Annotated in this window: 18 protein-coding genes and 3 pseudogenes; 11 read left to right on the forward strand and 10 right to left on the reverse strand. The window is 72.6% G+C overall.

Annotated features, from left to right (window positions below; genetic code table 11):
• The first annotated feature begins 412 nt into the window (after window positions 1-412).
• The gene (locus ACQ86M_RS09455) at window positions 413-1,798 is read left to right on the forward strand and encodes an L-serine ammonia-lyase (protein WP_431245252.1); all 1,386 of its coding nucleotides are present in this window, start codon (window positions 413-415) and stop codon (window positions 1,796-1,798) included.
• A gap of 52 nt (window positions 1,799-1,850) precedes the next feature.
• Complete coding sequence (locus ACQ86M_RS09460) at window positions 1,851-2,339, forward strand: glutathione peroxidase (protein ID WP_431245253.1); 489 nt, start codon at window positions 1,851-1,853, stop codon at window positions 2,337-2,339.
• 16 nt (window positions 2,340-2,355) lie between these two features.
• On the opposite strand, the gene ACQ86M_RS09465 is transcribed toward ACQ86M_RS09460, so the two are convergent.
• Window positions 2,356-2,646 (reverse strand): hypothetical protein, encoded by a 291-nt coding sequence (locus ACQ86M_RS09465; RefSeq protein WP_431245254.1) that lies wholly within the window; start codon window positions 2,644-2,646, stop codon window positions 2,356-2,358.
• A gap of 108 nt (window positions 2,647-2,754) precedes the next feature.
• Here ACQ86M_RS09465 and ACQ86M_RS09470 point away from each other — a divergent pair, with 108 nt between their 5' ends.
• Window positions 2,755-3,156, forward strand: a complete 402-nt coding sequence (locus ACQ86M_RS09470) for a TraR/DksA family transcriptional regulator (RefSeq protein WP_431245255.1) — start codon at window positions 2,755-2,757, stop codon at window positions 3,154-3,156.
• Window positions 3,157-3,169: 13 nt separating this feature from the next.
• Here the strand turns inward: ACQ86M_RS09470 and ACQ86M_RS09475 are convergent, their stop codons facing one another.
• The 3 genes from ACQ86M_RS09475 to ACQ86M_RS09485 form a co-directional block, all read right to left on the reverse strand.
• A complete protein-coding gene (locus ACQ86M_RS09475; RefSeq protein ID WP_431247874.1) occupies window positions 3,170-4,609 on the reverse strand; it encodes a helix-turn-helix transcriptional regulator in 1,440 nt (479 codons plus the stop codon).
• Window positions 4,573-6,159, reverse strand: coding sequence for an ATP-binding protein (locus tag ACQ86M_RS09480; protein WP_431245256.1), 1,587 nt, complete (start codon window positions 6,157-6,159; stop codon window positions 4,573-4,575). The genes ACQ86M_RS09475 and ACQ86M_RS09480 overlap by 37 nt, the downstream gene beginning before the upstream one ends.
• A gap of 85 nt (window positions 6,160-6,244) precedes the next feature.
• A complete protein-coding gene (locus ACQ86M_RS09485; RefSeq protein ID WP_431245257.1) occupies window positions 6,245-6,511 on the reverse strand; it encodes a hypothetical protein in 267 nt (88 codons plus the stop codon).
• Window positions 6,512-6,668: 157 nt separating this feature from the next.
• Between ACQ86M_RS09485 and ACQ86M_RS09490 the strand changes: the two genes are divergently transcribed.
• Both ACQ86M_RS09490 and ACQ86M_RS09495 read left to right on the forward strand, forming a co-directional pair.
• Window positions 6,669-7,271, forward strand: a complete 603-nt coding sequence (locus ACQ86M_RS09490) for an NADPH-dependent FMN reductase (protein ID WP_431245258.1) — start codon at window positions 6,669-6,671, stop codon at window positions 7,269-7,271.
• Window positions 7,268-7,684, forward strand: coding sequence for a WapI family immunity protein (locus ACQ86M_RS09495; protein WP_431245259.1), 417 nt, complete (start codon window positions 7,268-7,270; stop codon window positions 7,682-7,684). The genes ACQ86M_RS09490 and ACQ86M_RS09495 overlap by 4 nt, the downstream gene beginning before the upstream one ends.
• 28 nt (window positions 7,685-7,712) lie before the next feature.
• On the opposite strand, the gene ACQ86M_RS09500 is transcribed toward ACQ86M_RS09495, so the two are convergent.
• Entirely contained in the window at window positions 7,713-8,744 is a 1,032-nt protein-coding gene (locus tag ACQ86M_RS09500; RefSeq protein ID WP_431245260.1) for an aldo/keto reductase, read from the reverse strand.
• 48 nt (window positions 8,745-8,792) lie between these two features.
• Here ACQ86M_RS09500 and ACQ86M_RS09505 point away from each other — a divergent pair, with 48 nt between their 5' ends.
• Complete coding sequence (locus tag ACQ86M_RS09505) at window positions 8,793-9,308, forward strand: metallophosphoesterase family protein (RefSeq protein ID WP_431245261.1); 516 nt, start codon at window positions 8,793-8,795, stop codon at window positions 9,306-9,308.
• A 78-nt stretch (window positions 9,309-9,386) separates the two neighbouring features.
• On the opposite strand, the pseudogene ACQ86M_RS09510 reads toward ACQ86M_RS09505, so the two are convergent.
• Window positions 9,387-10,903 (reverse strand): annotated as a pseudogene (locus ACQ86M_RS09510) (DUF7059 domain-containing protein).
• A gap of 130 nt (window positions 10,904-11,033) precedes the next feature.
• Here ACQ86M_RS09510 and ACQ86M_RS09515 point away from each other — a divergent pair.
• From ACQ86M_RS09515 to ACQ86M_RS09535, 5 genes and pseudogenes are all read left to right on the forward strand, one after another.
• On the forward strand, window positions 11,034-11,309 hold the full coding sequence (locus ACQ86M_RS09515; RefSeq protein ID WP_431245262.1) for an acylphosphatase: 276 nt from the start codon (window positions 11,034-11,036) through the stop codon (window positions 11,307-11,309).
• Between the two features lie 42 nt (window positions 11,310-11,351).
• A pseudogene (locus ACQ86M_RS09520) lies at window positions 11,352-11,651 on the forward strand (aminotransferase class IV); the annotation flags it as partial.
• 179 nt (window positions 11,652-11,830) lie between these two features.
• Window positions 11,831-12,244 (forward strand): aminotransferase class IV, encoded by a 414-nt coding sequence (locus ACQ86M_RS09525; protein WP_431247875.1) that lies wholly within the window; start codon window positions 11,831-11,833, stop codon window positions 12,242-12,244.
• Window positions 12,245-12,330: 86 nt separating this feature from the next.
• Window positions 12,331-12,666 carry a hypothetical protein gene (locus ACQ86M_RS09530; protein ID WP_431218470.1) on the forward strand — a complete coding sequence of 112 codons (336 nt, stop codon included), beginning with the start codon at window positions 12,331-12,333 and terminating at the stop codon, window positions 12,664-12,666.
• Between the two features lie 13 nt (window positions 12,667-12,679).
• Window positions 12,680-13,293 (forward strand): annotated as a pseudogene (locus ACQ86M_RS09535) (dihydrofolate reductase family protein).
• Here the strand turns inward: ACQ86M_RS09535 and ACQ86M_RS09540 are convergent.
• From ACQ86M_RS09540 to ACQ86M_RS09555, 4 genes are all read right to left on the reverse strand, one after another.
• Window positions 13,271-15,172, reverse strand: a complete 1,902-nt coding sequence (locus tag ACQ86M_RS09540; RefSeq protein WP_431245263.1) for a thioredoxin domain-containing protein — start codon at window positions 15,170-15,172, stop codon at window positions 13,271-13,273. The pseudogene ACQ86M_RS09535 and the gene ACQ86M_RS09540 overlap by 23 nt on opposite strands.
• Before the next feature lie 62 nt (window positions 15,173-15,234).
• Window positions 15,235-15,645: a hypothetical protein gene (locus tag ACQ86M_RS09545; protein ID WP_431245264.1), complete on the reverse strand. Its 411-nt coding sequence runs from the start codon at window positions 15,643-15,645 to the stop codon at window positions 15,235-15,237.
• Between the two features lie 76 nt (window positions 15,646-15,721).
• Window positions 15,722-16,555, reverse strand: a complete 834-nt coding sequence (locus ACQ86M_RS09550; protein WP_431245265.1) for an aldo/keto reductase — start codon at window positions 16,553-16,555, stop codon at window positions 15,722-15,724.
• Window positions 16,556-16,574: 19 nt separating this feature from the next.
• Window positions 16,575-18,164, reverse strand: a complete 1,590-nt coding sequence (locus ACQ86M_RS09555; protein ID WP_431245266.1) for a long-chain-fatty-acid--CoA ligase — start codon at window positions 18,162-18,164, stop codon at window positions 16,575-16,577.
• Window positions 18,165-18,187: the final 23 nt, after the last annotated feature.

An 18,187-nucleotide genomic window follows, 5' to 3' on the forward strand; every position in this document is an offset into this window, starting at 1 on the left:
CACACGCCGAGCGGTGACTAGACGCTCGAAAACGCGCCGATTAGCGACATGAAGTCACCACTCGGCGGGAGTCGGGACATCGAGTCACCACTCGGCGGAGGCTGGCCCACCGTCCCGTCAGGACGCGGCGGCCCCTACCGCTCGCGGGGCGTACGCCGAGTGGTGAGTAGGTGCGCGAATCCGCGCCGAGTAGCGACATGAAGTCACCACTCGACGGGAGAAGGGACATCGAGTCACCACTCGACTGGCGGAGCGTGGGAGGTGAGGACGGGCGGAGCGGCGGTGGGCGGCGGGCGGCGTGGGCGGCGGCGGAGCGGGCGGGGCGGCCGGGTGGCGGCGGGCGCACGATCCGTGCGCGGATGCGCGGCGGGACGCGGGAATCGCGCGCGTGCGGCGACATACACTGGAGGATGTGACAGCGTACGTCTCGGCCTTCGACCTGTTCTCGATCGGCATCGGCCCATCGAGTTCGCACACTGTCGGACCCCTCCGGGCCGCCGCCGCGTTCGCCTCCCACCTCGACGCCGAGGGGATGCTCGACCGCGTCGACCAGGTCACCTGCACGCTCTACGGCTCCCTCGGCTCCACCGGCATCGGCCACGGAACCCCCGACGCTGTGATCGCCGGCCTGCGCGGCGAGCAGCCCGAGACGTGCAGGCCGGAGGACGTCCGCGGCGCCTGGTCGGAGCTCCAGCCGGGCGCGACCCTCCTGCTCGCCGGGCGCCGCAGCATCCCGCTGTCGAAGGACGACATCGCATTCGAGCCGCGGACCCGCCTCCCCGGCCACCCGAACGCCCTGACCCTGCGGGCCTGGGGCCGCGGCGAGAGCGGCGAGCGGTCGCCGCTCCCCCTGCTCGAGGAGACGTACTACTCGATCGGCGGCGGCTTCATCCGTCGCGACGGCGAGGAGGCTGCGCTGGCGGCGCGCAACGCGCATCCCCTCCCGTACGACAGCGCCGAGGAGCTGCTCGCGATCTGCGAGCGCGACGGCATCCCGATCTGCGAGGTGGCCCGCCGCAACGAGGTGGCCCTGCACGGTGCCGATGCGACCCGCGAACGGCTGGACCTGATCTGGGAGGCGATGGCCGAGTGCGTCGCCCGCGGGCTCTCGGGCGAGGGGACGCTGCCCGGCGGTCTCGGCGTCTGGCGCCGGGCCGCGCGGATGCGGGAGCACCTGGAGTCCGTGCAGGACGACCCGGGCCGCGCGACCGCCCTCGAATGGCTGCACGCGTTCGCGCTCGCGGTCAACGAGGAGAACGCGTCCGGCGGCCGCGTCGTGACGGCGCCGACGAACGGGGCGGCCGGCATCGTCCCCGCCGTGGCCCACTACTACCTGCGGTTCGTGCCGGGCGCATCCGCCGAGGGCATCCGGCAGTACCTGCTGACCGCGACCGCGATCGGTTCCCTGTTCAAGGCGAACGCGTCCATCTCGGGCGCGGAGGGCGGCTGCCAGGCCGAGGTCGGCTCCGCCTGCGCCATGGCCGCGGGCGCGCTGTGCGCCGTGCTCGGCGGCACCCCGCGCCAGGTCGAGAACGCGGCCGAGATCGCGATGGAGCACCACCTCGGGCTCACCTGCGACCCGGTCGGCGGCCTGGTGCAGATCCCGTGCATCGAGCGCAACGCGATCGCCTCCTCCACCGCGGTCTCCGCCGCGCGCCTGGCGCTGCACGGCGACGGACGGCACCTGGTCTCGCTGGACACGGTGATCGAGACGATGCGGCAGACCGGGCTGGACATGTCGACCAAGTACAAGGAGACGAGCGAGGGCGGACTCGCCGTCAACGTCATCGAGTGCTGACCTGTCGGCGACTTCCGAGCGGGTTCGGAGGGTCGGCCCATACGCTGCCATCATGACCGTGATGGACATCCCCTTCCACACCATCGACGGCGAGCAGACCAGCCTCTCCCGGTACGCCGGCAAGGTCATCCTCGTCGTCAACGTCGCCTCCCGCTGCGGCCTCGCTCCCCAGTACGAGAAGCTGGAGAAGCTGCAGGAGACGTACGGCGAGCGCGGCTTCACCGTGATCGGGTTCCCGAGCAACCAGTTCCTGCAGGAGCTCGGCTCGACCGACGCCATCAAGGAGTACTGCTCCACGACCTGGGGCGTCACCTTCCCGATGATGGAGAAGGTCCGGCTGAACGGGCGCAACGCGCATCCGCTCTACCAGGAGCTGACGAAGACGCCGGATGCGCGCGGCAAGGCCGGGCGGGTCACCTGGAACTTCGAGAAGTTCGTGCTGACGCCCGAGGGCGCGGTGCACCGCTTCCGGCCCCAGACGGAGCCGGACGACCCGGCGATCGTCGGCCTGATCGAGGAGTCGCTGCCCGCGGCCGTCTGACGGACGCCGCCAGACGTCAGGCGCGGCGGAACCAGCGACCGCCGACCCGCTCGGTGACGCGCCAGTCGCCCGTCTCGGCCAGCGTCTCGATGCGCGCGATGGTGTGCTCGGCGACGCGGATCGCCGAGCGGACGTCGTCCCCGGTGAAGCGGACGGTGAGCCGCGCCTCGCCGGCCACCACATCCACGCTGCTCGCCTCGACGACCGCCTGCTCGCGGGCGGCGTCCGCGGCGGCCGGCTCGATCGACCTCGGGTCGACGCCCGGGCGGAGCCGGCCGACGGGGACGATGACGCGGAAGGAGGGCACCCGCCGAGCCTACGCGCGTCGCCGCCGCGCATTCCGCCGAGCGGGCGTACGCTGTCCCGATCAGGCGGTCGGGGGATCGAAGGGGATGCACTGATGCAGGAGGCACGGATGGACGAGCGCACGCGGGCGTACGAGTCGGCGACGCAGCTCAGCGCGGACGAACTGGACGAACTCGAGGCGCTGCTGCACGAGCGCAGGCACGGCGACGTGGCCGAGGCGCAACGGATGGCGGAGTCGCTGGGCGTGCTGCTGGCGTCACGGTCGGAGTCGACCGCGGACGACGAGCACGACCCGGAGGGCCCGACGCTGTCATCCGAGTGGAGCCGGTTGCAGGCGCTGCGCTCGGATTCCGCCCACGACATCGTGGCGGTGGATGCCGCGCTCGCCCGGATCGCCGCGGGGACGTACGGCGTGTGCGCACGGTGCGGTCAGGCGATCGGCGTGGACCGGTTGCGGGCACGGCCCACGGCCGAGCTGTGCATCCGCTGCGCTGTCGCGGTCGAGAGCTGAGGCACCGGCCCGCTCAGGGAACGGGACGCGACGCGCGGTACACCGCTTCCGTGCGGCTCGACGCGCCGACCTTGCGCAGAATGCTCGACACGTGCACGCTCGCGGTCTTGGCGCTGATGTAGAGCAGTTCGCCGATCTGCTTGTTGCTGAGGCCCTGCTCGATGAGCGCCAGCACCTGCTCCTCGCGCTCGGTCAGCGGCTGACCGTGCGCGGACGCGCCGGCGGCAGAGCGGCCGGCGGGCTGCGCGGCGAGGGCGTCCGCGGTCTCCACGAGCAGACGGATGCCGCCCTGGTCGGCGAGCGCTCGCGCCTGGGACACCAGGCGCTCGGCGAGCGAGCGATCCCCGGCGGCCAGTGCGATGCGGGCCGCCCGGAGCAACGCGTACGGACGCAGGTGCACGGGTGCGAGCGGGCCGGCCGCAGCGACCGTCGCGCGCTCCCAGGCGGCGAGCGCGTCGGCGAAGCGGTCGATGCGAGCGGCGGAACCGGCGTGGTCGGTCGGGACGGCCACCGCGGCCCGGGCCGTCGCCAGCTCGGCGTCGATGAGCGGAGCCCACACGGCCGCGGTCGGCCAGCTGCGCAGGGGCGCGAGAACGTCCTCCAGCCGGCTGGCCTCCGCGGCGACGTCGAGCCGCGCCGCGTCTCCCGCCTCGTCCGCACCGCCAGCATCCGCTCCATGCATCGCCAACTCGGCCAAGGCGCGCCCCGCGCCCGCGAGCACGGGGAGGTCGTATCCCGGCACCGACCGGAACGGCGTGGCGCCGATCCCGCGGGTCTCCTGCCACGCCCGGTCGAAGTCGCCGAGCGCGATCGCGACCTCGGCGGAGATGCGGGCCAGGCTCAGGCGCGTCTGCTGCTCCAGCTCGGCGAGCGCGCGGAGGGGCGTGCGCAGTCGCCGGAGCAGCGCATCCGCCCGCTGCGGCTCGCCGTGCCAGACCCACAGCCGGGCGCGCTGCAGCTGGGCGGTGACGCCGGTGCGGTCGTCGGAGCCGAGGGCGATGCGCAGCATCTCTTCTGCACGGTCGTACTGCCCGAGGGCGATCAGCGGCTCAGCGGTGTTCGCGGCCAGCCAGACCCCGGATGTGCGCTCCACCCCGCGCTCGCGGGCGCGAGCGAGACCCGATTCCGCCAGTTCGACGGCCGCCGCGTACTGACCGACCGAGTTGAGGGCGTCGGAGACGTTGACGGCGAGGCGCAGCGTAGCGCCGGCATCCCCCTCGGCGAGCGCTCCGGCGAGCTCGAACTCGGCGAAACCCTCGTCGATGCTGCCGTCTTCGATGAGGGACGAGGCGAGGATGTTGTGCGCGATCGACCGCATCGGCGGCGGCGCCTGCTCTGCCTCGGCGATCGCCGCGCGTGCCGTCTCGATCGCGGTGGGGAAGAGACCGGCGAGCATCCGCTGGGCCGCCAGCTCGGTCAGCAGCTGAGGCCGCAGCGGATCGCTCGCGGGCATGACCTCCGGCGGCACGAGCGCGAGCGCCTCCTCGAGCAGTTCGGCGCCTCCGGGACGATTGAGGTTGCCGAGGTACTGCGCCTTGTCGCGCAGCAGACGCGCCCGCCGCGGCGGCGCGAGGTCGGGCGCCTCGGCCAGCGCCACCTCGACCAGGGCGAGAGCGCGCTCGTTGTTGCCCGCGTTCCGGAGCGCCGAGGCGGTCTTGGCGATGACGGCCACGCGATCCCACGGGCTGAGCTCCTCCGCGTCGGGGACGCGCTCCCACAGCTCGAGGACGCGGTCGCCCATCGCCGCGGCGGTGGCGTACGCGTACGACCGGCGGGCCTCCTCCATCGCCTCCAGCGAGGCGAGGAAGGCGCGCCGCACGTCGTGCGCCGCCAGCCAATGCGCTGAGAGCTGCACGGCCGAGCGCTGCGGGCTCGCCTCCAGCGCCTCCGCGTACCGGGTGTGGAATCGGCTGCGCTCCCCGGCAGCAGGTCGGCGTGGATCGCCTCGCGCACCAGGGCGTGCCGGAACGAGTACTCGGTGGAGTCGGCCGCGAGCAGGTTGGCGACGACGGCCTCGCGGGCGGCGGCATCCAGCTCGTCGGGCGAGCCTTCGTAGACCGCCGCGAGCAGCTCGTGCGTGACGCACACCCCGCCGGCGGCGAGCACGCGGAGCAGCCGCTGGGCCGGATCGCTGAGCCGCTCGAACCGGGCGAGCACCAGCTCGCGGAGGGTCTCGGGCAGGTCGTCGCCCGAGCGCAGGCCGTCGATGCCCACCAGCTCTTCGACGAAGAACGGAACGCCCTCGCTGAGCTCCGCCACCCGCTGCAGCGACTGCTCGTCCGGAGCGCGACCGAGCAGCTCTCCCACCAGTTCGCCGATCTGCGCGGGGCCGAGCCGCGCCAGCTCCCAGCGGGTCACCCGCCGGGTTCGGTCGAGCTCGGGCAGCCAGGACCGCAGCACGTGCCCGCGCGGCACCTCGTCGCTGCGGTAGGTGAGCACCACGAGCAGCCTCCCGCCCTCGGCCATGCGCACGAGGAACCGCAGCAGTTCGAGCGTCGACCGGTCGGCCCAGTGCACGTCTTCGATCGCGAGGATCACCGGACGGTCGGCCGAGATCTTCTCGAGCAGCACGGTGACGAGCTCGTACAGGCGCTCCGCGCCCGTGCGCGGCGGGACGGAGGAGTCGTCCGCCAGCTCGGGCAGCAGCGCCGAGAGGACGCCGGCACCGGACCCTGCGGCATCGAGCACGCGTTCGAGCCCGACCGTCTGGATGAGCCGGCGCAGCACCGCGGCGAAGGGCGCGTAGGGCGCACCGTCGTCGCCGAGGTCGACGCACCGGCCCAGCAGAACGATGGCCGCCGGCTGCGAAGCCCTGCTCTGATGCGCTGCCGACTCCTGGGCCCCGAGGAACTCCTCGAGCAACCGCGACTTGCCGATGCCCGCCTCTCCCCCGATCACGACGGCCTGCGGATCGCCCGAATCGGCGGCGCGCAGCGCGGCGTTCAGCGCCTCGAGGTCGGGCTCCCGCCCGACCAGCGTGGTGGCCGCCGCCGCTGCTCGCATGTCTTCATCGTGCCACCCACCACCGACATCCGAACCCTCCGGATGCGGCTCTTCGCGGGCAGCAGACAGCGAGCCGCGCGGCGCCTCACCGGCCGGCGTGCGCCAGCTCCCGCTCGGGCGCCGCGGCGGGAGCCGCAGCGGCGTCCGAAGCCGGCGAAACCGCACCGGCAGCAGACGGCGCCGCACTCGGCGCGGACGCCACCCGAGCTACCCCGCGCGCCCCGCCGCCGCTCACCGCATCCACCACCGCCCCCTTCTCGGCCCGCGCCCGCCGCGCCCGCTCACGCTCACGCTGAGCGCGCACCGCCTCACCGGCCTGCACCCGGAAGTCCACGAATTCCTCGAACATCATGCCCCGTTCCCCTTTCCTGCGATGACCTCAGCCTTCTCGCTAAGGCCCCCGCGGGACATCGGGAAGATGCCCTATTCCTGCCGCGTCGGACGGGATAAGCGGACGGGATAAGGGGACGGGATAAGGGGGCTTCCCACTCCCCGGCGGCGGGGGCAGCATGACATCCATGGCGACGATCAACGAGCTCCAGCCCCCGTACCGTGTCGGCTACTTCGTGGGGAGCCTGTCCACGCAGTCCGTCAACCGAACTCTCTCGCGAGCGCTGCTGCGGCTGGCGCCCTCCGACCTGGTGTTCACGGAGATCCCGATCGGCGGCCTTCCGCTCTACAACCGCGACCTCGACGGCGACTTCCCGGCCATGGCGCGCGAGTTCAAGCAGCTGATCGCCGAGCAGGATGCGCTGCTCTTCATCACGCCGGAGTACAACCGCTCCATCCCCGGCGCACTCAAGAACGCGATCGACTGGGCGAGCCGCCCCTACGGCGAGAACGTCATCGCCCGCAAGGCGACCGCCGTCATCGGCGCCTCGCCCGGCCAGATCGGGACCGCGGTCGGCCAGCAGCACCTGCGCAGCATCCTGAGCTTCCTGCAGGCGCCGCAGATGAACGCGCCCGAGGCGTACATCTGGATGCGGCCCGGCCTCATCGAGCAGGACGGCACCGTCACCGACCCGGGCACGGAGGAATTCCTGCGCGGCTTCATGAACTCGTTCTTCGAGTACATCGAGCGCGTGCTGACGGTCGTGCCGAGCGCATCGTGAGGCTGGAGGACGACAGCGGCCAGCGCAGCGTCGAGCTGCGGCCCTCGGCGCGCGACGGCGACCGCGTGGTGGTCGATGCGGTCGTCGACGACGGCGGCCGGCGCTGGGCGCTCAGCGAGGCCTGCCTGACGTCGGCCGAGGCGCACGACCTCGCCGCCTGGCTGGCCGGACTCGCCGCCGATGCGACCGCGGCGGCAGACGAATGGACGTCGCTCATCTTCGAGTCGACCGTGCTCTCGATGAGCGGGCACCGCATCCCCGGCGGCACCGTCGAGCTGCGCATCGCCCTGCTCCGGATGCGCGCCGAGGGCGGCGGGACGACGGATGTGGTGGTCGGGCTGCGCACGCCCGAGTCCGCCGTGTCCTCCGCCGCCCGCGACCTCGTCGCCGAGCTGGACGCGCTCGCGGGCTAGCCGGCTGGCGCGGCGCCGGCCGCCCCGCCTACCGCCCGCCCTCGCGCTTCCGGTGCCGCTGCTGCACCGCCTGCTCGCCGTACGGGTAGATGTCCGTCCGCGGCGTGCTCGCCTCGTCCAGCCGCGCGCGCTGCTCGTCCGTCAGCGCGATGTCCGCCGCGCCGAGGTTGTCCTCCAGCTGCTCGACCGTGCGCGCGCCCAGGATGACGGACGTCACGGCCGGCCGGTCGCTCAGCCACCGCAGCGAGACCTGGGACGCGGACGCCCCGGTCTCCTTCGCCACCGCATCCACCGTGTCGATGATCTCCCAGGTGCGCGGGTCCGCGTTGCGCGCCTCCCACGCCTCCATGCCCCGGGTCGGGTTCTCGCCGAGCCGCGTCGCGCCGGTCGGCGCCTCGTCGCGGCGGTACTTGCCGCTCAGCCAGCCGCCCGCGAGCGGCGACCAGGGCAGCAGCCCGACCCCGGCATCCAGCGCCGCGGGCACCACCTCGTGCTCGATGCCGCGCACGATCAGGCTGTACTGCGGCTGCAGCGTCACCGGGGGCGCCCAGCCGTGCGCCTTCGCGATGTGCACCGCCTTCGTCAACTGCCAGCCGAGGTAGTTCGAGAAGCCGTAGTACGAGATCTTGCCGGCGCTGATCGCGTCGTCCAGGAAGCGCAGGGTCTCCTCGATCGGCGTGAGGGCATCCCACGCGTGCATCTGGTAGAGGTCGATGTGCTCGACGCCGAGCCGGCGCAGGGAGGCGTCGAGCGCGGTCCGCAGGTGCGCGCGCGACAGGCCCAGGTCGTTCGGGCCGGCTCCCATCGGGAAGCGGCCCTTCGTTGCGATCACGACGCCGTCGCGACGTCCGGGGTTGCGGGCCAGCCAGCGCCCGATGATCGACTCCGAGGCTCCGGACGTGTAGACGTCGGCGGTGTCGAGGAAGTTCCCTCCCGCGTCGAGGTACCGCTCCAGGATGGCGTGCGAGGACTGCTCGTCGGCCTCCGCGCCGAAGGTCATGGTGCCGAGGGCGAACTCCGACACGATCGTTCCGCTGTTTCCGAGGTTGCGTAGATCCATAGCGCGAAAAGTAGCCCCGTCTCGCGGGTTTGCGTACTGTGTGCCTTCGTGAGGCTGCTCCTGATCTCCGACACGCACGTCCCGAAGCGCGCCCGCACGCTGCCCGCCCCGGTGCTTTCGGCGGTGGATGCGGCCGATGTCGTCATCCACGCGGGCGACTGGGTGGATGCGGCGACGCTCGACCTGCTGGAGGAGCGCTCCCGCCGCCTCGTCGGCGTCTACGGCAACAACGACGGGCCCGAGCTGCGGCGGCGACTCCCCGAGATCGCCCGGGTGGAACTGGGCGGACTGCGATTCGCCGTCGTGCACGAGACCGGGCCGGCGGCGGGGCGCGAGGTGCGGGCGGATCGCGACTTCCCGGATGCGGATGTGCTCGTGTTCGGGCACTCGCACATCCCGTGGGACACCGTCACGACCGGCGGCCTGCGCCTCCTCAACCCGGGCTCGCCGACGGACCGCCGCCGGCAACCCGTGTGCACGTACCTGACGGCGGAGGTCGCCGACGGTCGCCTCACCGACGTCACGCTGGTGCCCGTCCCTCGCCCCGCAGCAAACAATTCCTGAGTTTTTCGAGCGGAATCAGTCAGAACGCCCGAAAAACTCAGGAATTGTTGGCGGGGAAGCCGAGCGGAGGCCGGGGGGTCAGGCGCGCAGGAACCCGTCGACGAGGAGGGTGCGCACGGCCGGCAGCAGCTCGGCGCGCAGGGACTCCTCGTCCACCTCGAGCAGCTGTGCCAGCGCCGCGACGATCGCCGCGACCGACAGCTCTCCGTCGCAGGCGCCGACCAGCGCGGCGAGCCCCGTGTCGGCGGACACCACGCGCCCGAACCCGCCGCCCTGGCGGAGCAGGATGGCCGTGGGCGCGTCCGCGCCGGGCCACAGGTGCCGCTCCTCCGTCACGTCGCCCGCCACGACGGGGTGCAGCCGACCGAGTTCGTCGTCGCTGAGCGCGGCCTGCAGATCGTGGGCGGCGAGAGCCTGCCCGAGGTGCACGCCCAGTCCGGCCTCGTTCGCGCCGAGGCTGCCGTGCAGCCGTTCGAAGCGGCGCAGCGTCGGCACGCCCTCCGTCCGGCGCAGCAGCAGGTAGCCGAAGCCGACCGATCGCACATCCCGCGACGCGAAGTCGGCCAGCCACGCGTCGAGCAGCCGCTCCGACTCCGGGGTGCCGGGCCGGGTGCCGCCGTCGCGGATCCACGTCTCGGCGTACCGGACCGCATCCTCGACGTCCCGCTCGATCACCCAGGCGTCGAGCGGCGCCTCCGACGCATCCACCCAGTCGCGCACCCGCTCCAGGCCGTCTCCCGTGCCGCGGTACTCCCAGTTGCCGAGCAGCTGCGCCACGCCGCCCGGCGTGAGGTGTTCGGCGCATCCGCTGACGAAGGAGGCGACCAGTCCGTCGCCGACCATCCCGCCGTCGCGGTACTCGTACGCGGGCACGCCCTCGGTCCGCGGCGTGATCACGAACGGCGGGTTGGAGACGATGTGGTCGAACCGCTCCCCGGCGACCGGGTCGAACATGCTGCCGAGGCGCAGCTCCACCCCTCGATCTCGTTCAGCGCCAGGTTGAGCGCCGCCAGGCGCAGCGCCCGCTCCGAGATGTCGGTCGCGACGACGCGGCGAGCGTGGCGGGCGGCGTGCATCGCCTGGATGCCGCATCCGGTGCCGAGGTCGAGCGCGCGGTCGACCGGCGCCTGGAGCATCAGCCCGCTCAGGGTCAGGGATGCGCCGCCCACCCCCAGCACATGGTCCTCGGGAAGCGCGTGGCCGAGGGCCAGCTCGCCGAGGTCGGAGACGATCCACCACTCGGCGGGACCGGCCGCGTCCACGAAGGCGTACGGGCGGAGGTCGACGGCGGCGCGCACCTCGTCGCCCTCCGCGACGACGAGCTCCAGCTCCTCCGCCCCGGTCACGCCGAGAGACGGGAACGCCGCCTCCGCCTCCGGCCGGGGCACCGACCGCCCCAGCAGGAACAGCCGGGCGAGCGTCGCGAGCGCCGACGGCTCCCGCCGGGCCAGCGCCCGCTCCGCCGGCACGCGCTGCCCGCGGTGCAGTGCGTCGGCCGCCTCCGGGCCCCACAGAGCCGTCAGCGCGTCGACGGTGAGCCCTGCGGCGATCAGGTCGGCGCGGAGGTCGGGGACGCGGTCGGCGGGTTCGCTCATCCCCCCATTGAAGCAGGGGGTCCGGGTGGTGCGGTCGCCCGGAACGTCTGCGCCGGGTCGCGCCACCGCAGAGTGGACGGGCCGCAGCACTCGCGCTGGCGCCGCGGACGGGCAGGGGCACAATGGGGGCGTGATCCGCAGAAGAGCGACCGTGACCGGTGGCGTGCAGGGCGTGGGGTTCCGCTGGAGCGCCCGCGAGACGGCGCAGCGGCTGGGCGTGACCGGCTGGGCCCGCAACCGTCTCGACGGCAGCGTGGAGGCCGAGGTCGAGGGCGAACCGGAGCAGGTGGACCGGATGCTGGACTGGTTGCGCACCGGCCCGCCCGGCGCCACGGTGGACGGCGTCGAGGTCGCGGATGCCGAGCCGCAGGGCGACGATGCGTTCCGCATCCGCGAAACCGTCTGATCCACGGCCGCCGACGACCGGACGACGGGCAGAATGGGACGCATGACGCGCGCGACCCTGCTGACCATCACCGCCCCGACCGGAGAGCCCCTGACCGGCGACCCCGGCTACCGGGTGGCGGATTTCGACGCGCCCCAGGTGCGGATCACCGACCTGTCGGTGACCCGGGGCGACGGGGTGTTCGAGACGATCGCCGTCATCGACGGCCACCCCCAGGCGCTGGAGCCGCACCTCGCCCGGCTCGCGCACTCGGCCGAGCTGCTCGACCTGCCGGTTCCCGCGCTCGACGTCTGGCGCGAGGCCGTGCGCGCCGGCGTGGCGGACTACCTCACCCGCAACGGAGGCGGTGGTCGGGAACTCTACGCCAAGCTCATCTACACGCGCGGGGTGGAGGGCAGCGGGTTCCCGAGCGGCTGGATCTTCGTCGACCTCGGCGAGGACTTCACGCAGGCGCGCCTCGGCATCCGGGTCGTCTCGCTCGACCGCGGCGTGCGCCACGACGTGGCCGAGACCTCCCCTGGCTGCTCGCGGGCGCCAAGACCCTCTCGTACGCGGTCAACCGCGCCGCCCAGCGCGAGGCGGTGCGCCGCGGCTTCGACGACGTCCTCTTCGTCAGCAGCGACGGGTACGCGCTCGAGGGCCCGACCTCGAACGTCGTCACGCTGACCGACGGGGTCGTCCGTACTCCGAACACCGACCACGGCATCCTCGCCGGGACGACCCAGGCGGCCGTATTCGACTTCTTCCAGGCGCGCGGACTGCGCACCGAGTTCGCACCGCTGACCATCGACGAAGTCCGCGCCTCGGACGCCCTCTGGCTCGTCTCCAGCGTCCGCCAGGCTGCGCCCATCACCCACCTCGACGACCGTGCGTACCCGGTGGATGCGGCGCTCACCGCCGAGCTGAACACCTACCTCCTCGCCCGCACCGAGTGATCGGCAGACGCTCCGTGTCACCGGGATTCGACCTCTGTCGGGGGCACCGCCTAGGCTGAACGAACCCCGGGGAAGGAGGGTGCGAGATGAGCGACCAGGTGCCGCGCAGCATCGAGCTCCTGCGCCAGCAGGCGCGCGACGAGCTGTCCGTGATCATCGAGCACCGCTGCCGCGCCGGGGAGGACCCGTGGCAGTTCATCCCCGAGCTGCCGAGCGTCGACGAGCAGGTCGTCATCTCGCTGCGGGCCGGGGCCATCGAGGCGTTCGACCTGGCCGAGGAGCAGTCCCGGGCACACCATCCCGCGGCCGGCCGTGAGATCTTCACCCGCTTCGAATACGGCGTCCTCCGGCGGATCGCACTGGAGCACCCCGAGCTCAGCGAAGCGGTCTGGCGGATGCTCGACAAGGTGGAGCGCGCCTGACTAGCCTTCCGGCATGGGAATCGTCACCGCCGACATCGGCATCTCGCTCGACGGCTTCGCCGCCGGGCCCAACCAGTCGCTCGAGCAGCCGATGGGCGAGGGGGTCGACGGGCGTCTGCACACCTGGATGTTCGACGAGCACGCCGAGCAGCACCGAGAGGAGATGGACGCCATCCTCCGGGCCGGCGCCTTCGTGATGGGGCGCAAGATGTTCGGGCCCGTGCGCAACGAGTGGCCGGCGCCGGACGAGCCGTTCGGCGACTGGCGCGGCTGGTGGGGCGAGGAGCCGCCGTACCACGCCCCGGTCTTCGTGCTCACGCACTATGAACGGGAGCCCTTGGAGATGACGGGGACCACGTTCTACTTCGTGACCGACGGCATCCACTCGGCCGTGGAGCAGGCGCGCGATGTCGCGGGCGACGCGGACATCTCGATCGCGGGGGAGCGGAGACGCTCAACCAGGCGCTGTGGGCCGGGATCGTCGACGAGCTGCGGCTGCACGTCGTGCCGATCACGCTCGGCGCCGGCGAGCGCGTGTTCGACCGGGTGCCGCCGATCGAGTTCGAGCTCGCGCGCCAGCGGGTCACCCCGGAGGTGGCGCACCTCACGTACCGCGTGCGGCGCTGAGCTCCTCCGGCGTCGTGGCGGGCAGCCGGCAGACGAAGTCCCGGCAGAGGTACGCGGTGGGCAGCCCGTCGCGGGTCGTGCGCGCCTCGTACAGGTCGAAGCCGGCGGCGGCCAGCTCCCGCGCCTGCGACTCGGTCGCGACGGCGACGAGCGGGGCGCCGTTGCGGCGCGCGGCGGCCACGAGCGGCCCGGATGCGGCCTCGCCGCCGTCCGGCAGCACGACGACCAGTTGGTCGGCCTCCCCCGCGAGCCTGGACATCAGCGCGAGCGACGTCCCGAAGCCGCTGGGCACCCGCACCGCCTGCGCCGCCACCAGCCGCATCGCCTCGCGCGCCGCCCGCTCGTAGCGCCGCTCCCCCGTCATCAGGTACAGCGCGTGGGCCGCCTGCGCCATCGACGACAGGCCGGAGGGATAGGCCCCCTCGGACGGATCGACCCGCACCGCGAGGCCGGTCGCCTCGAGCACCGGGTCGCGGCCGCCGGGCGTCTCGAACGGGCAGGCGCCGTCGCCGCCGGCCGCACCAGTGCCGGCGGCGCCCGTGCCGGCCGCGTCGAGACAGAGGTCGACGAGGTCTCGCGCCGCCGTCGCGGCGGTCGCATCGCCCGCCGCGAGCGCCAGTTCGAGCAGGCCGGCCGCGAGCCCGCCGTAGTCCTCCAGGGTCGCCCCCGCCTCCGAGCTGCGGTCGCCGAGGGAGGTGCGCAGCAGCGTCCCGTCGTCGCGCCGGTGCCGGGTGAGCACCGCATCCGCCGCCTGCCGTGCGCCCACGATCCAGGCCGGACGGTTCAGGATGCGCCCCGCGCGCGCCAGCGCGCCGATCGCGAGACCGTTCCACCCGGTCAGCACCTTGGCGTCGAGCGGGGGCGGCTCGAGCGCGGCCCGGTCCTCCGGCGGGAGCGTGTAGTACGTCCCCTCGACGCGCGCCCCGTCGATCGTGCTCTCCGAGTCCTGCGCCGAGGCGAAGCCGCCCGACGGCTGACGCAGCACCCCGAGCAGGAACGACGCGACGCCGTCCGCCGTGCGCTCAGCCCACTCCTCGCCGGTCTGCTGCCAGGCGCGCGCGTACGCGTCGAGCAGCAGCGCGTTGTCGTACAGCATCCGCTCGTAGTGCGGCTCGCTCCAGTCGCGCCGCGTCGCGTAGCGGAAGAACCCGCCGTCGACCGGGTCGTGCAGCGGCGACTCCGCCATGCGGTGCAGCGTCCGGGCGGCGAGGTCGTGCCCGGCGGGACGGGAGAGCAGGAAGTCGAGGAGCGGAGCGACCGGGAACTTCGGCGCGGTGCCGAACCCGCCGAACTCGGGGTCCTCGGCCTCCGCGAGCTGGGCGACCGCCGCATCCAGCTGCCGTCCGTCGGGCAGCTCCGCGACCGATGTCGCCGCCTCCGCCGCCGCGGCGAGCGCAGCCACGACCTTCCCGGCGTCCGACTCGACCTCGGCGCGGCGCACGGTCCACGCATCCGCCACGGCGTCGAGCACCTGCCGGAAGGAGGCGCGGCCGGCGACCGGCTGCGGCGGGAAGTAGGTGCCGGCGAAGAACGCGCGGCCGTCCGGCGTCGCGAACACCGTCAGCGGCCAGCCGAGGTTGCCGGTGAACGCGCTCGCCGCCGACAGGTACGCCGCATCCACGTCCGGATGCTCCTCCCGGTCGACCTTGATCGCCACGAACCGGGCGTTCAGCTCGTGGGCCGTCACCGGGTCGCTGAAGCTCTCCCTCGCCATCACGTGGCACCAGTGGCAGGTGGCGTAGCCGATGGAGATCATGACCGGCGCATCCCGCCGCCGCGCCTCGGCGAACGCCTCCGGGCCCCAGGGGAACCAGTCGACGGGGTTGTCCGCATGCGCGCGCAGGTAGGGGCTGATCGCATCGCCGAGCCGGTTCGCCATGCGCTCACCCTACGACCCCGCGGCGGGAACGGAAGCCCCGGTGACGCCCGCCAGACCAGGGCTCAGCCCGCGATGTCCATCCCCTGCAGGCGGATGGAGGAGTTCAGGTAGAAGGCGGCCAGCGCCGCGTAGCTGAGGCACGCGATCGCGGGGACGAACGCGTCCTCCGCGTCGCTCGCGAACGCGCCGACCCCCGAGATGAAGGCGAGGACGCCGAGCAGCCCGCCGATCCAGAACCCGGCGGCGGGCCGGGCGGTGGCGCGCCACCACGCGCGCGGATCCGACCGGTTCTCGCCCGCCCCGCGGAAGATGCGCACACCCACGATGACGTAGGCGACGTTCAGCACCGCCACGATCAGCACGTCGAAGGTCGGGTTGAGGAAGCGCGCGAACACGAAGACGTTGAGCACGAGGATGAGCGCGAAGACACCGACGATGTAGGTGATCTTCCCGGTGACCGACGTGATCCGCACATCACGAGCCTAGCCGGGGCCTGCGACACCCGTGCGCCGCAGGCCCCGGCCGATCACCCGCAGATGGGGCGAGCTGTCAGTTGACCTCGTCCGGGTGGGCGCTGACCCGTCCCTCACGCTCGAGGGATGAGATGGCGGACACCTCGTCGGCCGTCAGCTCGAAGCCGAAGACGTCGAAGTTCTCGGCCATGCGCTCACGCCGGTTCGACTTGGGGAACACGATGTTCCCGGTCTGCAGGTGCCACCGGATGACGACCTGCGCCGGCGTCTTGCCGTGCGCCTCGGCGGCTTGCGCCACCTCCGGCGTCTCGAACAGCGGGTACTTGCCCTGGCCGAGCGGCCCCCACGCCTCGATCTCGATGCCGTGCTCGCGGGAGAAGGCGGTCACCTCCGGCTGCTGGTGCGCGGGGTGCAACTCGATCTGGTTGACCGCGGGCACCACATCCGTCTCGGCCAGCAGCTTCTGCAGGTGCGGGACCAGGAAGTTGGAGACGCCGATCGCCTTCGCCCGGCCGGATGCGTAGATCTTCTCGAGCGACTTCCAGGCCTCGACGAAGGTGTCCTTCTGCGGCGTCGGCCAGTGGATGAGGTACAGGTCCACGTAGTCGAGGCCCAGCTTGCCGAGGGACTCGTCGAACGCGTTCTGGGCGTCGGTCTGGCGGTCGTTCCACAGCTTGGTGGTGACGAACAGCTCGTCGCGCGGGATACCGGAATCGGCGATCGCGCGGCCGACGCCCTCCTCGTTGCCGTAGATCGCGGCGGTGTCGATGTGGCGGTAGCCGACCTCGAGCGCGTCGGTGACGATGCGGGTCGTCTCGGCCGGGTCGACCTTGAAGACGCCGAAGCCGAGCTGCGGGATGGTCGTCCCGTTGTTCAGGGTCAGAAGCGGAGTATTTGCGTTTGCAACCATATCCGCCACGGTACCAGCGTCAGGAGGTGGCCGCCGTCTCCGGGGCCTGCGCCTGTTCGCCCTCGAACCAGGCCACCAGCTCGCGCTTCAGCACCTTGCCGCTCGGCCCCAGCGGAAGCACCTCCAGGATCTCGACCCGGCGCGGGTACTTGTAGGCCGCGACCTTCTCCTGCACGAAGGCGATCAGCTCCTCGCCCCGCGCCTCGCCGCCGGGCATCAGCGTCACCGCCGCCACGATCTCCTGCCCATGCGTGTCGTGCGCGACGCCGAAGACGGCGACCATGGCGACCGCGGGATGCGCGGACAGCACCTCCTCCACCTCGCGCGGGTACACGTTGTAGCCGTTGCGGACGATCATGTCCTTCTTGCGGTCGACGATCGTGATGTAGTCGTCGTCGCTCTTGGTGCCCAGGTCGCCGGTGCGGAACCAGCCGTCCACCACCGCCTCGGCGTTCGCCTCCGGAAGGTTGAGGTAGCCCTTCATCAGGTTGTGGCCGCGCACCACGATCTCGCCGAGCTCGCCGCGGGGCAGCAGCTCGATGCGGTCGTCGAGCTCCGGGTCGGCGATCTCCACATCCACGCCCCAGATCGGCGTGCCCACGGTCCCGACGCGCGTCGGCCGGCCCCGGTGATTGAACGAGGCGACGGGCGACGTCTCGGTGAGGCCGTATCCCTCGTGCACGTCGATGCCGTACACCTCCTTCATCCGCTCGATGACGGCGACGGGGATCGCCGCGCCGCCGCTCATGCCGTACCGGAGGGGCGGGCGGTCCGGATTCGTCTTCGCCGCCTCCAGCAGCGCGATGTACATCGTCGGCACGCCGGTCATGATCGTGCAGGCGTGCTGGTTGAGCAGCTGCAGCGCCGTCGCGCCGTCGAACTTCGGCACGAGCACGACGGCCGCGCCCGCGCGGAAACCCATGTTCATCACGCAGGTCTGCCCGAAGGTGTGGAACAGCGGAAGGCAGCCCAGGATGCGGTCCTCCGGAGTGAGGTCGAGCGTGCCGGCGAGCAGCACGTTCACCTGCTCGATCAGCGAGAAGTGGCATCCCTCGGCGCCCTTCGGCTTGCCCGTCGTGCCGCTCGTGTACAGGATCGTCGCCGTGTCGAGCGGGTCCCGCGGCACGTACGTGTCGATCGGCTCGGCAGACTCGGCGAGCTCCTCCAGCCGCGGGAACGGCGCCTGCTCGTACATCTCGTCCGGCACCAGGACCGAGAGCGTCGGGATGCCGGCGAGCCCGGCACCGCGCGCGCCCTCCCCGAGCAGCGGCGCCGCGCAGATCAGCACGGAGGCGCCCGAGTCGCGCAGCACGTACGCGATCTCCTCCGCCTTCAGCAGCGCGTGGACGGGCACCACCACGGCGCCCAGCGCGAGCACGGCGTAGTACGAGCGCGGGAAGTCCGGAACGTTCGGCAGCATGAGGGCCACCTTGTCGCCCGCTTCCACCCCGAGGTCGCGCAGGGCTCCCGCGTACGCGCGCGTCTGATCCCACAGCTCGCCGTAGCGGATCTCCTGTCCGGCGAAGATCAGCGCGACGTTGTCCGGCAGCCGATGCGCCGTCTCCGCCAGGATGCTCGCCACCGACATGGTGGCATAGCCGTGACTCATGGGTTCTCCTCGTCTCCATCGAC

The sequence above is a fragment of the Leifsonia xyli subsp. cynodontis genome (genome assembly GCF_050632205.1).
GTDB lineage: Bacteria > Actinomycetota > Actinomycetes > Actinomycetales > Microbacteriaceae > Leifsonia > Leifsonia xyli_D.

Bases quoted from the DNA above. Each gene is read 5' to 3' on its own strand.
- ACQ86M_RS09540 (WP_431245263.1), bottom strand. From the start codon at position 15,172: ATGGCGAACCGGCTCGGCGATGCGATCAGCCCCTACCTGCGCGCGCAT.
- ACQ86M_RS09475 (WP_431247874.1), bottom strand. From the start codon at position 4,609: ATGCCCGCGAGCGATCCGCTGCGGCCTCAGCTGCTGACCGAGCTGGCG.
- ACQ86M_RS09500 (WP_431245260.1), bottom strand. From the start codon at position 8,744: ATGGATCTACGCAACCTCGGAAACAGCGGAACGATCGTGTCGGAGTTC.
- ACQ86M_RS09470 (WP_431245255.1), top strand. From the start codon at position 2,755: ATGGACGAGCGCACGCGGGCGTACGAGTCGGCGACGCAGCTCAGCGCG.
- ACQ86M_RS09530 (WP_431218470.1), top strand. From the start codon at position 12,331: ATGAGCGACCAGGTGCCGCGCAGCATCGAGCTCCTGCGCCAGCAGGCG.
- ACQ86M_RS09550 (WP_431245265.1), bottom strand. From the start codon at position 16,555: ATGGTTGCAAACGCAAATACTCCGCTTCTGACCCTGAACAACGGGACG.
- ACQ86M_RS09485 (WP_431245257.1), bottom strand. From the start codon at position 6,511: ATGATGTTCGAGGAATTCGTGGACTTCCGGGTGCAGGCCGGTGAGGCG.
- ACQ86M_RS09480 (WP_431245256.1), bottom strand. From the start codon at position 6,159: ATGCGAGCAGCGGCGGCGGCCACCACGCTGGTCGGGCGGGAGCCCGAC.
- ACQ86M_RS09490 (WP_431245258.1), top strand. From the start codon at position 6,669: ATGACATCCATGGCGACGATCAACGAGCTCCAGCCCCCGTACCGTGTC.
- ACQ86M_RS09555 (WP_431245266.1), bottom strand. From the start codon at position 18,164: ATGAGTCACGGCTATGCCACCATGTCGGTGGCGAGCATCCTGGCGGAG.
- ACQ86M_RS09460 (WP_431245253.1), top strand. From the start codon at position 1,851: ATGACCGTGATGGACATCCCCTTCCACACCATCGACGGCGAGCAGACC.